Origin of the sequence: Gordonia gummivorans (assembly GCF_022513585.1) — a bacterium.
Lineage (GTDB): Bacteria > Actinomycetota > Actinomycetes > Mycobacteriales > Mycobacteriaceae > Gordonia.
Genome location: NZ_JAKWBF010000001.1, coordinates 59,074 through 73,326, shown reverse-complemented (window position 1 = coordinate 73,326; position 14,253 = coordinate 59,074). Strand labels below are relative to the sequence as shown.

Sequence of the window (14,253 nt, the reverse complement as noted above, 5' to 3'; positions counted from 1 at the left end):
CTTCAGAACATGACCGAACGGAAGTGGGTGACGAGTCGCCCGTCGTCGTCGAGGATGTGGAAGGCGATTCCCGGCGGCTGACCGCGGTTGACGATCTCGGTGCCCTCGAACGGGAGATTCAGGGTCGACGCGACACCCGGCGCGATACACAGCGGACGCCCCGCGAAGTGCGTGACGGCCGGTGTGTGCGCGTGTCCGCACAGGAAAGCAACGACGTTGGGATGGCGCTCCACCATGGCCGCGAGCCGATCCTCGCCGGTCTGACGGATCGAGTCCATGAACGGCATCGAGAGCTTGGCCGGTGGGTGATGAAACGCGATGAACACGGGATTGTCGGCACCGTGGCGAGTGATCTCCTCGGACATCCAGGCGAGGGTGTCGTCGGACAGGTAGCCGTCGTTGCGTCCAGGGATGGAACTGTCGGCGATGATGAAGAGGACGTCGTCGATGGTCTCCGACCAGTTGATCGGCGACGACGTCTCCTCCTTCAGGAGCGCGGCGCTGAAGTTCTCGCGGATGTCGTGGTTGCCCGCGGTGATGAGCATGGGCAGCGGGCTGTCGAGGACGAGGAAGGCCTCGCGGTACTCACTGGGGCTGCCCTCGTCGGCGATGTCTCCGGTGACGAGCAGCACATCGATGCCGTCGGCGCGCGCGTTGATATAACTCAGCGTCGACTCGATGCGGCTGCGGTTGAACCGCGTGCCATTGAAATGAAGGTCGCTGATGTGGGCGACAACGAACACGGGTACTCCTGTACGTCACTGACTCCCATGAAGGCTAGCCGCGTCGGACGGTGGAGGTGAGGCGAGGGTGGGCGTGAGTCGCGGTTCAGTGGTGCGGTGTCAAAGTCCGCGCGAACAGAGCTTCGAGTTCGTCGTAGTGGTGCTCGGCCGCTGCGTGGTGATAGTCCGCGGTGTCGGCCATGGTGTATCCGTGTGCTGCGCCGGGATAGACGGTCGCGTGATGTGTGACACCGCTGGAGATCAGCGCATGTTCGAACTGCGCGACGGCGGTCGCGGGCAGCGACCGGTCGTTGTCGGCGTGGATCGCGAGCACAAACGCGTCGATGCCGGCCATGTGCAGGTGTGGGCTCGATGAGTCTTCGGTCACCAGCCGACCGGTGTGGAACATGCCGACGGCCGAGACCTGCTCCGGCCGGGTACGCGCGGCGAGCAGGGCCAGCCTGCCGCCCATGCAGTAGCCCGTGACGCCGATGTGTGAACCCGACACGTCCGGCAGCGCGGCGAGCGCGTCGAGGTAGCGGGTGAGGTCCGGTATCACGACGTCATCGGTCAGCGTCCGCACCCGCCCCATCGCCACCTTCATGAAGGCGGCCCGGTCCTCGGGGAGGAGAAGGTCGTAGGCGGGGGCCACTTCCTCGGCGGTGCCGTTGCGGTAGAACACGTTGGGCGCCAGCACGACGTACCCCCAGGACGCTATTCGGTCGGCCATGGCCCGGGTGTGCGGACGTAACCCGATCGCGTCGGTCAGGAACAACACCCCGGGGTGTGGGCCGTCGTCGTCCGGGCGGGCGACGTAGGCCTCGGCATCCCCGTCGGCGGCGGCGATCACGATGTTCTCACCGGGCATTGCGTGGTCCTCTCGTCGATCTCGGGCGGTGGTGTCGTGCGTGGTTCACAGATCTCCGGGCAGCTTGTCGTGGCGGATTCCGCGCCAACTCGGATGTCGGAGGTGCCCCGTGCTGGTCCAGTCCATGAACCGAACCTCGCCGACGATCTTGGGCAGTACCCAGATTGCGGTCGACGCGACGGGACGGTCGAGCTTGTCCAGGAACGGCGAACGGGAGATCTGCAGCGGCTCGAGTTCGGCCGCGAGTGAACTCAACGCGGCGTCGGTGAAACCGGTACCCACCCGCCCGACGTACCGAAGTCCGGTCTCCTCGGGCAGTCCCAGGAGGAGCGATCCGATGGTGTTCGCGCGCGAACCGCGTCCCGGTCGCCAGCCGCCGACGACGACCTCGATGTCGCTCCAGTTCTTGTGTTTGAGCCACGACGTGGATCGTCGTCCCTGTTGGTAGATCGACGATCGACGTTTGGCGACAACGCCTTCCATGTTGTGTTCGCGGCTGTACTCGGCCGCCGCCCGGCCCGGGCCCGGCAACAGGGCGGGAATCTCGACGTGGGTCGAACGGCGGAAGGCGGGCGCCAGTTCGTCGAGCAGTTCGCGGCGTTGCTCCCACGTGCGACGCAGGAGCGACGAACCGTTGAGGTAGAGGATGTCGAACAGGTACAGCTTGAGTGTCAGGGGTTCGTCTGTGTTGTTGCGAGAGGTGAGCAGCGTGAAGTTGGTGCGGCCGGTCGAGTCGAGGGCCACCACCTCGCCGTCGAGGACCACGTCGAGTAGGCCGAGATCGTCGGTGACGGATGCGAGTTCGGGGAAGTCGCGGGTCATGTCGATGCCTGAGCGCGACGTCAGTTTCAGCTCACCATTGATGTAGCGCAACAGGATTCGATATCCGTCCCATTTCCCCTCGAACGCCCAGTCTGCGCCGGACAGGCCGTCGATCGACTCGTCGGTGGCCAGCATCGGACGTGGATCGGTGAGGCTGTCCGGCACGATCGGGCGGGGTTCGTCGCTCATCAGATGGGCGAGCCAGTTCTTGTCGCCGGTCTTGATCAGCGCGTAGCGGCCCTGCACCCGCTCGCCGTCGAGGCGGACGATGATCTCCTTGTCGCGCCACTTCTCGGTGGTGAATGTTCCTTTGTCCCAAATAGATACGTGGCCGCCACCATATTCACCCGAAGGGATGTCGCCCTCGAAGTCGGCGTAGTCCATCGGGTGGTCCTCGGTCTGCACGGCCAGCCGGTTCTGGTCGGGATCGGTCGGCAGATTCTTCGGCACCGCCCACGACACCAGCACGCCGTCGTGTTCGAGGCGGAAGTCGTAGTGCAGACGGCGTGCGTGGTGTTCCTGGATGACGAAGATCGGACCGGGTGGTCGGGACTCGTCGACGGTGTCTTCCGCACGGCTGCGGTGGTTCTCGTCGCCGAACGGCTCGGGAGTCTTGGCCGCGTTGCGCTTTCGCTTGTACTCGCGGAGGTTGACGACCTGTGTGTCGGTAGCTGGTGGAGTGATCTCGACACGACGCCTCGCCCCAGGGGGCTCGGTGTCGGCTCCGCCGGATCGAGCCGACCCCGAGCGGAGCGAGGCGTCGTGTCGAGATCGATCAGCGGGTGGGGGCTCGGTGTCGGCTCCGCCGGATCGAGCCGACCCCGAGCGGAGCGAGGCGTCGTGTCGAGATCGATCAGCGGGACGTGGCTCCGCATAGTCGTCGTCGAGATCGCCGAGCAGGTCGCCGTCGGATTCGATGCGGTCGAGGACGTCGGTATAGAGCAGTTGCGCGAGGTCGGGATCCTCGAGTTCGTCCCACGTCCGCGGGGCGGCGACCCAGGGTTGTGCGCGCCCGCGCAGCGAGTACGGCGACAGCGTGGTCTTGGAGCCGCTGTTCTGACTCCAGTCGATGAATATGCGTTGTTCGCGTTGGGTTTTCGCCATCGTCGCGGTGACGCGCTCGGGGTGCTCGCGGGCCAGTCGGGTGGCGATCTCCTTGGCCAGCGTGCGCGCCGCGTCCGGCGTCACCGGCCGCGGGAGCCGTGCGTAGACGTGAATGCCCTTGCCGCCGCTGGTGACCGGGTAGGTAGACATGCCTGCGTCGGCGAGGAGGTCGCGGATCTCGCGGGCGACCTGGGCGCAGTCGCTCAGCGCAACGTCGGGCCCGGGGTCGAGGTCGAGGACCATGCGGTTGGCCTTGGGGCCGTCGGGCCCGATCGGAAGACGCCACTGATGAGCGTGCAGTTCCAGCGCCGCCATCTGCGCCAGCCATACGAGCGTTGCGCGCGAGTCGGCGACCGCGTAGGTGATCACCCGTTCGCTGTGCTCGATGCCGTACCGGGTGATCCAGTCGGGTGCGCTCTCTGGCAGGTCCTTTTCGAAGAAGGGCGTCGACTCCACGCCGCCCGGCCACCGCTTGCGGGTGATCAGCCGCCCGGCGAGGTGGGGCAGCATGACGTCGGCGATCCGCGAGTAGTAGTCGATGACCTCGAACTTCCGCGTGCCCGTAGCCGGATACAGCACCTTGGTGAGGTTGGTGATGGAAATCCGGTGGCCGTCGACGTCGAGATGGGTTCCGCCGGTCGCCATGCATCCATTGTCCACTGCGGCGCGGCCGGTGACGTCATCTCCAGGGTCATCGCTGCCGCGATGGCGTCTCAGGTGGCACAATGGCCCCATGCGCTCGATCTGGAAGGGCGATCTGAGCTTTGGCCTGGTGAACGTTCCGGTCAAGGTGTACTCGGCGACGGAAAGCCACGACCGCAAGTCGTTCCAGGTGGATTCGAAGGACGGAACCCGAATCCGCTATCGGCGCGTGCGGGAGGGCACCGACACCGAGGTCGACTACGGCGACATCGCCAACGCCTACGAGACCGACTCCGGCGAGACCGTGATCCTCACCAAAGACGACCTCGCGACGCTGCCGGTACAGAAGAGCCCGGAGATCTCGATTCTCGAATTCGTGCCGGTTGACCAGGTCGATCCCATCTATTTCGACAAGCCCTACTACCTGGAGCCGTCGTCGAAATCACCGAAGGCCTACGCGTTGCTGGCCAAGGCGCTCGAGGAAACCGAGCGACTCGCGATCACGTCGTTCACCTTGCGCAACCGCACCCGGATGGCAGCGCTGCGCGTCGTCGACGGCGTGATGACACTGCAGACCCTGCTGTGGCCCGACGAGGTTCGCAAGCCCGATTTCGGCTTCCTCGACGACGACATCACGATCCACGACCAAGAGCTGAAGATGGCGTCGTCGCTGATCGAGACGATGGCCAAGGATTACGATCCGGGTGAATTCGAGGACACCTACCAGGTGGAACTGTCCAAACTCATCGAGGCCAAGGCCGACGGATCCGAGGCATTCCCCGAGACCGAAGCAGAGGACACCGTCGACGAGGACTCCGAGGTGGCCGATCTGCTGGCGGCGCTGCGCGCGTCGGTGAAGGACCGCGGGCCCGAGGACTCGGCGGACGACAAGGCCCCGGCAAAGAAGGCTCCGGCCAAGAAGGCGGCCGCGAAGAAGGCGCCTGCCAAGAAGGCCGCTGCCAAGAAGGCGCCCGCCAAGAAGGCCGCGGCGAAGAAGGCTCCGCGCAAGGCGAGCTGAGTAAAACCGCTGGCAGCGGCGGGCTGCGATCGGGCATCCTCGAAGGATGACCACCGCCGAGCGCCGATTGCCGCGTGCACTGATGCCGTTTGCACGGCGTCAGTACCGGCTGCTCTTGAGCGGTCTGGTGCTCGCGATGTTCGCCGACGGTGTGTGGACGATCGCGGTGGTGTGGCAGGTCATCGAGTTGGGCGGCGGACCCGCTCAGGTGTCGCTGGCCACCGGCGCATCGGCGGTCGGGATGCTCGTGTCCACATTGGCCGGAGGCGTTCTCGCCGATCGGGTTTCGCAGCGAGTCATCATGATCGGTCTCGAGACGGTCAAGATGATCGTCTTCGGCCTGATCGGGTTGGCGTCGATTCTGGGTGTGCTGTCGCTGTGGCATGTGGTGGCGGCCGCGATCCTCGGTGGCGTCACGATCGGCATGTACTACCCGGCGTACTCGGCGTTGCTTCCCAGCATCGTAGAGCCGTCGGAGTTGCAGGCTGCCAATGGAATTGAAGGGTTTCTGCGTCCGGTGGTGTTCCAGGCGGTCGGGCCGATGATCGCCGGTGCGGTCATCGCCGCCGCGGCGCCCGGTCCGGCGGTGGTACTGGCCGCTGCCGGTTCCATCGTGTCGGCGCTCTTCTACGTCCGCATGGATCCGGTGGCGCTGCGCCGGTCGGATTCCGATGGGGGTGAGCCGCTTCGCGGGAATCCGATTCGCACCGCGGTGACCGATGTCGCGGAGGGGTTCGCTTACCTCTGGCGCACGCCGTGGTTGTGGGCGACGCTGTTCTTCGCGTGCGTGCTGGTCTTGGCGACGATGGGGCCGATCGAGGTGCTCGTTCCGTTCGCTCTGCAGGAGCGCGTGCACGGCGGGGCGTCGGATCACGCGCTGGTGCTGGCCGGCTTCGGTGCGGGTGCTGCCTCTGCATCGCTCGTCTTTGCCTCGATCCGCATGCCCCGGCGATATCTGACGGTCATGTTCTCGATCTGGGGATTCTCCAGCGTGCCGTTGGTGCTGATGGGTCTCGCGGATGCGACGTGGATGTTCGTCCTCGCCGGCTTCGCGATGGGCGTTCTGTTCGACGGCCCGATGGTGCTGTGGGGCACTCTGCTCCAGCGTCGCGTGCCGCCCGCGATTCTCGGCCGCGTGGCGAGCCTGGACTTCTTCGTCTCGATTGCGCTGATGCCGGTCTCGATGGCGATCGCCGCGCCGCTCAGCCATTACCTCGGACTGACGACGACGTTCATCCTCGCCGGCCTGCTGCCGGTGCCCGTGGCTCTCGCCTTCTATCTGGCGGCCCGACTCTGGCGGGACGAAGTGGCGCATCCGATCACCGACGTGGTGACCGTTGCCGCGGATCCTGTGCCGCCGGTCGTCGAGCGGCCACTAGGACTCTTCAGTTCAACTAATGATTCGTGAGAAAGATTCGTTGGACTGTACATCGCGCTGCTCTTAGCGTGGAGAGTCGTGACCCCCTTCCTGACTCCGGCGCTTGCCGGCCTGCTGACCGGCGCCGGTCTGATCATCGCGATCGGACCGCAGAACATCTTCTTGCTCCAGCAGGGGGTACGACGTTCGCATACCGCCGCCGTCGTGGCGGTGTGCGCGCTCTCCGACGTGATTCTGATCGTGGCCGGTGTCGCGGGATTGGGTGCGCTCGTCGCGGCGCATCCCGGGGTGGTGACCTTCGCCAAGCTCGCCGGCGGCGCATACATCGTCGTTCTCGGACTGCTTGCAGCGAAGCGATGCCTACGTAGCGACGAGGCAATCGCCATCAACGCCGGAGAAGCGGGGACGACGAGCCGTTGGGCTGCGATTGCCACCGCGCTGGCGCTCACCTGGCTGAACCCACACGTCTATCTCGACACCGTGCTCACCATGGGAGCCATCGCGTCGAGTCACGGAAATGGCAAGTGGGCGTTCGCGATCGGTGCCTGCGCGGCAAGCTTCCTGTGGTTCACCGCGCTCGGGCACGGCGCGGGCCGGTTGTCGCGGGTGTTCTCCAAGCCACGCTCGTGGAAGATCCTCGACGGCGTGGTCGCGGTGGTCATGCTGATCATGGGCGGGTTGTTGATCGCGTCGGTGTGAAGCGGGCGGCGACTGCCTCGAGAACATCAACCGACGCGCGATAGGGCTCCTCGTCCCGCGGCCAGTGCACCACGACGTCGGTGAAGCCGAGTTCGTCTGCGCGGCCGACCATCTCGTCGAACAGGCCGATGCTTTCCAGCGAATTCCGCGGGGAGGAGTCCAGGCTCAGGTAGGCGTCGAAGTCTCCTGCGTCGCCGATGTCCGCACGGGCTTCCTGTAGGACGTCGCAACCGCGTGCGATGTCCTCGAACCACTCGTCGAGGGTGTCCGCGCCACGGCCGGTGGTCACCCAGCCGTCGCCGTGCCGGGCGGCGAAACGTATTGAGCGAGGACCGTTGCCGGCGATGAGTAGCGGTACCCGGTCGCGGACGGACCCGCCGACCAGTCGCATATCCACGATGCGGTAGTACTCGCCGTCGACCGTGACGTGGTCGTCGCGCAGCGTCGCGTCGAGCACGCCGACGAACTCCTGAAACCTGTCCACTCGCCGGCCGATCGATAACTCCGGCTGACCGAGGATGTGATCGTCGGGAGTTCCGCCGACCCCGAGTCCGACGAGGAGCCGGTCGTCGGAGATGTCGCGCAGGGTTTGCACCTCACGCGAAAACGCTGCCGGGTGACGGAAATTCGGCGAGGTGACGAACGTGCCGAGCTTGATGGACGTGGTCACGGAGGCCGCCGCGGCAAGCGTCGGCATGCACGAGAACCACTGTGCCTCAGGGAGTCCGCCCCACACCAGGTGGTCGTAGGTCCAGGCGTGGTCGAAGCCCATCTCCTCGGCCGCCGACCAGAGCGACCGCGACCGGGCCCACGGTTGGTCGGGGAGAATGCAGATGCCGTGGCGCACAGTCGATCACGCCGGAGTGGGTGCCGGCTTGCGTTCGTCCGTGGGGTCGGTGGAGTCCTCGATCGGGATCTCGCGGATGGCGGTGCCCTCCACGTCCACGTTGGGCAGGATCTTGTCCAGCCATCGTGGCAGCTTCCAGGCGGCGTCGCCCATCAGGGCGGTCACCGCCGGGACCACCATCATCCGAATCACGAAGGCGTCGAAGAAGACCGCGGCCGCAAGCGCGAATCCCATCATCTTGGCGATGGTGTCCGGGGCGAGCATGAACGCGGCGAACACGGAGATCATGATCAGTGCGGCGGAGGTGACCACACGCGCACCGTGCTGGTAGCCGATGATGACCGAGTCCTTGGCCGACACCCCGTGGACGTACTCCTCGCGCATTCGGGTCACCAAGAAGACCTGGTAATCCATTGCGAGGCCGAAGACCACACCGATGAGGAAGATCGGCAGGAACGAGATCACCGGTTTGGTGTGCTCGATCAGGCCGAAGTAGCCCTCCTGGAAGATCAGTACCGTTGCCCCGAACGTCGCGCAGACGGAGAACAGGAAGCCGATGGTCGCGGTGAGCGGCACCAGGATCGAACGGAACACCACCATCAGGATGATGAACGCGAGTCCGACGACGAGAAGCAGGAACGGGATCAACGCCGAACTGAGCTTGTCGGAGATGTCGGACAGAATCGCGGTCTGTCCGCCGACATTCACCGTGGCGCCGTTCGGGGCGTCCTTGGCGTAGTCGCGCAGCTGGTCCATCAGCGTGTGCGTCTCGGGTCCCGACGGTGACTTCTCGGGTGTCACCGTGATGAGCGCAGCGGTTGCGCCCTCCTGCGAATTGGCGGGATTGGGCCCGTTGCCCACCCAGGTGATCTGGCTCGGGTTGGCTACGTTGTCGAGCGTCTTGGCATGGGCGACAACGGCATCGGCGGCCGGTGCGACATTGCCGCCGTCGGCGTCGGTGACGACGACGAACAGTTCGCCGTTCACGCCCTCACCGAAGCCGCGTTGCAGCAGTGCGGTGGCCGAGTATTCGGCGTCGGACGTGGTGTCCATGCCGAGCTCGAGACGGGTCATCGGACCGGCCGCGACCGCGAGCAACACGAGGCCGATGATCGCGACGGGCAGCGGGTAGCGCGTGATGAACCGGCCGACGCGCAGGCCGTTCGACGGCTGGTCGTCGGGCTCGTCGCCGTGCCGGATACCCGGGATGCGCGGCTTGAAGGCGAACCGCCCGAACGCGCCGAGCAGCGCCGGGATCAGGGTGATGGCGCCCAGGACTGCGATGAGCACCGCGAACGACGCGGCGATACCCATCTGGGTGATGAACGGGATACCCACGACGCTCAGTGCGGCGACCGCGACCATGACGGTGAGACCGGCGAAGACCACGGCCGACCCGGCCGTGCCCACGGCGCGTCCCGCAGCTGCCTCACGGGTGCCACCGATGTTCAACTCCGACCGGTAGCGGGACACGATGAACAGCGCGTAGTCGATCGATACGGCGATGCCGAGCATCGTGATGATGGCGGTGGCGCTTTGCTGCACGTCCATGAACTTTGCGCTCAGGGTAACCAGCAGCATCGTCAGGCCGACCCCGACGATGCCGGTGATGATCGGGATGAACGCCGCCACGAGTGCTCCGAACGCGACGATCATCACGACGAAGGCGATGGCGAAACCGAGCAGCTCGGCAGCACCGCCTTGTTCCTGCACCTGCATGAGCGCGCCGGTGCCCTCGACCTGGAGTCCGTTGCCGCTGGATTCGGCGAGGATGTCCTTGAACTGCTCCATGTCGTCGACGGTGAGATCCTCACGCGGGATGTCCTGCTGGATCTTGATGAGGCCGACCTTGCCGTTGTCGCCGATGAAGAGCGACGCCAGCTTCGGATTCGCGGCCGCCGCGGCGACCGGATTGACGGTCTGCTCGGGCATGACGACGTGCGGGAGCGCTCGCAGCTTGCCGACCAGCGCGTAGATCTGGGCTTCGTGGTTCGCGAGACCGTCGTCGGCCGCGATCACCACCGTCGTCGGGGACTTGAGCAGCTGATCGTTGAAGGCCGGGAAGTCGGTCTTCATCACCGACATCGCACGGTCGGAGTCGGTGTTGGGGAGTTCGAAGTCGGTGGCGAACTTGGGTGCCGCGGCGGCGGTGATCGCACCGACCGAGAACAACGCCACCAGCCAGGCGGCGATGAACCACCACTTCTTGCGGAATGCGAATCGACCGAGTCGATAGAGCGCGAGTGCCACGTTCCCTCCCGAGGTTCGTTGTAAGCCAGCCTATCGATATCCGCGGAACACCATCGGATCGGTAGGGTGACGCCATGGCCGGTCTGGGACGTGTGCGACAGAACGAGATCTACACCGCCGGAATCCACCGCCGACCCCCGCGCGTACCCACCGACTTCGCCGAACTCGAGCGTCGTGCCCGTCGGGCCATGTCCGACCGGGCGTGGGCCTACATCGCCGGCGGCGCCGGTGAAGGACGCACGATGGACGCCAACCGGGCGGCACTCGAGAAGTGGGCGATCGTGCCGCGCGTCCTGCGCGACGTCTCCGAACGAACGTTGGAGATCGAGTTGTTCGGGCAGAAGCTGCCCGCGCCCGTCCTCTTCGCGCCGGTGGGTGCCGGGTCACTGGCCGCGCCCGACGCGGATGTGCACATCGGTCACGCAGCCGCGGAAATCGGTGTGCCCTATATCTTTTCGAACCAGGGCAGTGCGTCGATGGAGCGGGTGGCGCGCCAGATGGAGGCCGTCGCGCCAGGCGCCCCGCGGTGGTTCCAGCTCTACTGGTCCACCGACGACGACCTCGTCGACAGTCTGCTGTCGAGGGCCGAGGCGATGGGCGCGGCAGCCGTCGTCGTAACACTGGACACCACGATGCTCGGCTGGCGGCCACAGGACCTCAATCTGGGTTCGCTGCCCTTCGCGCGCGGTGAGGGCATCGCGCAATACACGTCCGATCCCCGGTTCGCCGAGATCGTCGCCGAACGGGTCGCGTCCACCGATGATGCCGAACGCCCCGAGGTGAGCCTGGGAGCCATCGCGACGTTGTTCTCCATCGCCCGCAACACTCCAGGAAAGCTGCTGGCAAATCTTCGCGCTCCGGAGCCGAGGGTCGGGGTGCAGACCTTCCTCGACATCTATTCACGGCCGTCGCTGAACTGGGCCGACGTCGAGGGACTGCGCGACCGCACGTCGCTGCCGATCCTGCTGAAGGGTGTTCTGCATCCCGACGACGCCCGACGCGCCGTCGACGTCGGGGTCGACGGGATCGTCGTGTCGAACCATGGTGGGCGGCAGGTCGACGGTGCGATCAGCTCCATCGATGCGCTCGACGCGATCGCCCCGGTGGTCGACGGTCGGATCAAGGTGCTGATCGACTCGGGAATCTATACGGGCGCAGACGTATTCAAAGCACTCGCGTTGGGTGCCGATGCCGCGTGCATCGGTCGTCCGCACATGTACGGGCTGGCGATCGCCGGAGCCGACGGGGCTCGCGACGTGGTCGCCGACATCATCGCCGAACTCGATCTCACGCTCGGACTTTCCGGCCACACGAGCGTCGCCGACCTTGATCGGGACGCGTTGCGTCGGTTGTAGCTACCCGCGAATCAGACCAGCGGACGACCCGTGCGGATTCGCCAGCGGACGTCGGCGAGCAGGATGTTGTAGGGGAATGCGCGCAGGCGGCGCGGTGCGCGGGTGATGATCGCGCGGACCACCGCGTTGTGGGCGTTGAAGATCAGCTTCTGCCACGGCGCCATCCGCACACCCATCTTGTCGCGGAACTCGACGGGCAGGAAGCCGAGGGTCATGATCTCGGTCCACCAGCCGAACAGGCCGGAGACCACCGGGCCGGCGAACTCGGCGCGCGCGATCGAGAGCAGAAGGTCGCGGATCGTCTCGTCGATCTCCAGTTCGGCGACCGTGGTCTGCCAGTACTCCTCGAAGTCGGCGCGGGTGGCCGGCCACATCTCGCGGGGCACCTGCAGCGTCGTGCCCATGACGGCGCCGGCCTGATACTCGGCGTCGGTGACCTCGGTGCGGCCGCCGTAGATGCGCAGGACGTCCTCGGTGCCCTTGTACAGGCAGGCGGCGACCCAGAGCTGCAGCTTCGGGTCGAAGGCGTTGTACTTCACCGGGCTGTCGGGGGTGGAGCGCACCTTCGCGTGCGCCTTGCCGACGGCCTTGCGGTAGGCCTTGCGGTCCTCCGGGCTGCCCATGGCCGCCACCGCGAGGTAGCTGAGGGTGGTGCGGGTGCGCTTGACGGGGTGCTTGAACAGGTTGCCGCTGTCGACCTTGGACTCGGCGACGCCGTACCCGACCGCCGGCACGGCGAGCTGCATGATGACGTTGGCCGGGCCGGCCAGGACGCCCGCACCGATCATGTCGAGTTCGGTGGGGAGTGCATCGAGCTCGGCGCGGCTCATCCGCGCGGCCGGCGGAATGTACTCGGTGTCGGGCTTCTCGGCGGCGAAAGCATCGGGAATCGCGTCTGCACTGGTGGGCAGGATGGTCATCGGCGCACTCGTGTCGTCCAGCGACAGTGCGGCGTTTCCGCTGCTGATGGGCTGCGTTGTCATGAGGTACCCCCTTGAGACGAAATTCTGAAAACGTCTGTTTCCTGTTTATTACAACGCCTAAGTTACTGGCGTGTCAATATGGACTTATGGCCTATAAATCCTCTGCATCGTCGAGCCGGGCGGCCAGTGGCGCGGAGCAGGGCGGCACTCTTCGTGCGTATGGCGGCGAAGGCGGTGACACCCGGGTCGCTCGGCGTCGTTCCGCATTGGTCGACGCATGCCTCGACCTGCTCGGCGACGACGAACCTTCGCCGGTCACCGTGCGTGGCGTCTGTCGGCGTGCGGGCCTCACCGCTCGCTATTTCTACGAGAGCTTCGAATCGGTCGACGAGTTGGTCGCCGTGCTCTACGACGAGGTCATCGCCGACATCGCCGACGCGGGTTTGCGGGCGTTCGAGGATGGCGCCGACGTGGTGTCCAAGGTGCGCGGTGGCGTTGCTGCGATGGTCGACATCATCGACGCCGATCGTCGTAAAGGCCGGCTGATGTTCTCGCAATCACTGCTGAGTCCGGTGATCGCCGCCAAGCGGATGGAATCGACGGCGCTGTTTGCCGGTCTCACGCTGCAGAGCGCGTCAGGCGTCATCGACCTCGACAGCGTGCTCGGTCCGGGTGCCGCGTTCGGGGTGGCGCATTACCAGGTCGGCGGGCTGAGCCGACTGCTCGCGGCCTGGGTCGAGGGTGACGTGGGCATGACCCGTGACGAGATCGTCAAGTTGAGCGTCGCACTGCTGCTCTCACCCGCCGAGCTGTTCGGCGCGGGCGATCTGATCCATCCTCCGGTGAATGGCGGTGGCACCACGCACAGCGCGTGAGGCTATGTTGGTAGCCATGACAGGCCGGGCCGGGGAGGCGGACGTGCAGCAAGCGGAGCCCGAGTCTTCGCTCGCATCGGTGTCTCCGGGAGAAGCCGGTGCGACCGGTCACTGGCGTGACTACGGCGAGGCCGAGCTACCGGTTCCGTTGGCAGCGGCGCTGGCCGCATTCGCCGAGCACGGCTATCACGGGACGTCGGTACGTGAGATCGCCGCGCGGGCCAACCTGTCGGTGCCCGGCCTCTATCACCACTACCCGTCCAAGCAGTCGTTGCTGCAGGGCCTGCTCGAGCGGACGATGACCGATCTGTTGGCGCGGTCCGAACTCGCCATCGCCGAGGCCGGACCCGAGCCCGTCAAGCAGTTCGACGCGGTGGTCGAATCGCTCTTGCGGTTCCACATGTACCGACGTGAGCAGGCCTTCGTCGGGTCGACCGAGATCCGCAGCCTCGACGACAGCTATCGCGACACCTACATCGGGCATCGGGACCGGCAGCAGCGGATGGTCGACGAGATCGTCTTCGCCGGTGTCGCCGCGGGCGATTTCGCGACGAAGTACCCCAAAGACGCCAGTCGTGCCGTGACCACCATGTGTGTCGGGGTGTCGACATGGTTCAAGCTCGACGGCGATCTGGGCGCCGACGAACTGATCGCCCGCAACCTGGAACTCGCCCGCCAAACGGTCGGGTATCACGCGCCTGCCGATTCCTGAAGCTTCTCCGCACTTGACCCGGACCGCCTGGGCTGGCA

General features: G+C 66.0%; 12 protein-coding genes. 6 read left to right on the top strand and 6 right to left on the bottom strand.

The annotated features are described in order from the left end of the window. Positions 1–2: 2 nt before the first annotated feature. From MKW15_RS00310 to MKW15_RS00300, 3 genes are all read right to left on the bottom strand, one after another. Complete coding sequence (locus tag MKW15_RS00310; protein WP_240855017.1) at positions 3–743, bottom strand: metallophosphoesterase; 741 nt, start codon at positions 741–743, stop codon at positions 3–5. A gap of 85 nt (positions 744–828) precedes the next feature. Further along, entirely contained in the window at positions 829–1,590 is a 762-nt protein-coding gene (locus MKW15_RS00305) for a dienelactone hydrolase family protein (protein WP_240855016.1), read from the bottom strand. Positions 1,591–1,635: 45 nt separating this feature from the next. After that, positions 1,636–4,161 carry an ATP-dependent DNA ligase gene (locus MKW15_RS00300; protein WP_240855014.1) on the bottom strand — a complete coding sequence of 842 codons (2,526 nt, stop codon included), beginning with the start codon at positions 4,159–4,161 and terminating at the stop codon, positions 1,636–1,638. A gap of 88 nt (positions 4,162–4,249) precedes the next feature. Here MKW15_RS00300 and ku point away from each other — a divergent pair, with 88 nt between their 5' ends. Genes ku through MKW15_RS00285 form a run of 3 tightly spaced genes read left to right on the top strand, consistent with a single transcriptional unit; the run spans position 4,250 to position 7,253 of the window. Then, positions 4,250–5,176, top strand: coding sequence for a non-homologous end joining protein Ku (gene ku / locus MKW15_RS00295; protein ID WP_240855012.1), 927 nt, complete (start codon positions 4,250–4,252; stop codon positions 5,174–5,176). 46 nt (positions 5,177–5,222) lie between these two features. Then, positions 5,223–6,584 (top strand): MFS transporter, encoded by a 1,362-nt coding sequence (locus tag MKW15_RS00290; RefSeq protein WP_240855007.1) that lies wholly within the window; start codon positions 5,223–5,225, stop codon positions 6,582–6,584. Between the two features lie 48 nt (positions 6,585–6,632). Beyond that, the gene (locus MKW15_RS00285; RefSeq protein ID WP_240855006.1) at positions 6,633–7,253 is read left to right on the top strand and encodes a LysE/ArgO family amino acid transporter; all 621 of its coding nucleotides are present in this window, start codon (positions 6,633–6,635) and stop codon (positions 7,251–7,253) included. Here MKW15_RS00285 and MKW15_RS00280 read toward each other — a convergent pair. Both MKW15_RS00280 and MKW15_RS00275 read right to left on the bottom strand, forming a co-directional pair. After that, complete coding sequence (locus tag MKW15_RS00280; protein WP_240855005.1) at positions 7,222–8,100, bottom strand: LLM class flavin-dependent oxidoreductase; 879 nt, start codon at positions 8,098–8,100, stop codon at positions 7,222–7,224. The genes MKW15_RS00285 and MKW15_RS00280 overlap by 32 nt on opposite strands. 6 nt (positions 8,101–8,106) lie before the next feature. After that, positions 8,107–10,350: an MMPL family transporter gene (locus tag MKW15_RS00275; protein WP_240855004.1), complete on the bottom strand. Its 2,244-nt coding sequence runs from the start codon at positions 10,348–10,350 to the stop codon at positions 8,107–8,109. Between the two features lie 74 nt (positions 10,351–10,424). Between MKW15_RS00275 and MKW15_RS00270 the strand changes: the two genes are divergently transcribed. Continuing rightward, a complete protein-coding gene (locus MKW15_RS00270; RefSeq protein WP_240855002.1) occupies positions 10,425–11,705 on the top strand; it encodes an alpha-hydroxy-acid oxidizing protein in 1,281 nt (426 codons plus the stop codon). A gap of 11 nt (positions 11,706–11,716) precedes the next feature. Here MKW15_RS00270 and MKW15_RS00265 read toward each other — a convergent pair whose 3' ends face one another. Then, positions 11,717–12,688, bottom strand: a complete 972-nt coding sequence (locus MKW15_RS00265; protein ID WP_240854996.1) for an oxygenase MpaB family protein — start codon at positions 12,686–12,688, stop codon at positions 11,717–11,719. A gap of 86 nt (positions 12,689–12,774) precedes the next feature. On the opposite strand from MKW15_RS00265, the gene MKW15_RS00260 reads away from it, so the two are divergent. Continuing rightward, positions 12,775–13,503, top strand: a complete 729-nt coding sequence (locus MKW15_RS00260) for a TetR/AcrR family transcriptional regulator (protein WP_240854992.1) — start codon at positions 12,775–12,777, stop codon at positions 13,501–13,503. Positions 13,504–13,519: 16 nt separating this feature from the next. Beyond that, a complete protein-coding gene (locus MKW15_RS00255) occupies positions 13,520–14,215 on the top strand; it encodes a TetR/AcrR family transcriptional regulator (RefSeq protein ID WP_374245723.1) in 696 nt (231 codons plus the stop codon). The last annotated feature ends 38 nt before the right edge of the window (positions 14,216–14,253 follow it).

What these genes read in the sequence shown, in the direction of transcription:
- MKW15_RS00260 (WP_240854992.1), top strand. Translation starts at nt 12,775, where the DNA reads ATGGCCTATAAATCCTCTGCATCGTCGAGCCGGGCGGCCAGTGGCGCG.
- MKW15_RS00290 (WP_240855007.1), top strand. Translation starts at nt 5,223, where the DNA reads ATGACCACCGCCGAGCGCCGATTGCCGCGTGCACTGATGCCGTTTGCA.
- MKW15_RS00265 (WP_240854996.1), bottom strand. Translation starts at nt 12,688, where the DNA reads ATGACAACGCAGCCCATCAGCAGCGGAAACGCCGCACTGTCGCTGGAC.
- MKW15_RS00300 (WP_240855014.1), bottom strand. Translation starts at nt 4,161, where the DNA reads ATGGCGACCGGCGGAACCCATCTCGACGTCGACGGCCACCGGATTTCC.
- MKW15_RS00305 (WP_240855016.1), bottom strand. Translation starts at nt 1,590, where the DNA reads ATGCCCGGTGAGAACATCGTGATCGCCGCCGCCGACGGGGATGCCGAG.
- ku (WP_240855012.1), top strand. Translation starts at nt 4,250, where the DNA reads ATGCGCTCGATCTGGAAGGGCGATCTGAGCTTTGGCCTGGTGAACGTT.
- MKW15_RS00270 (WP_240855002.1), top strand. Translation starts at nt 10,425, where the DNA reads ATGGCCGGTCTGGGACGTGTGCGACAGAACGAGATCTACACCGCCGGA.
- MKW15_RS00255 (WP_374245723.1), top strand. Translation starts at nt 13,520, where the DNA reads ATGACAGGCCGGGCCGGGGAGGCGGACGTGCAGCAAGCGGAGCCCGAG.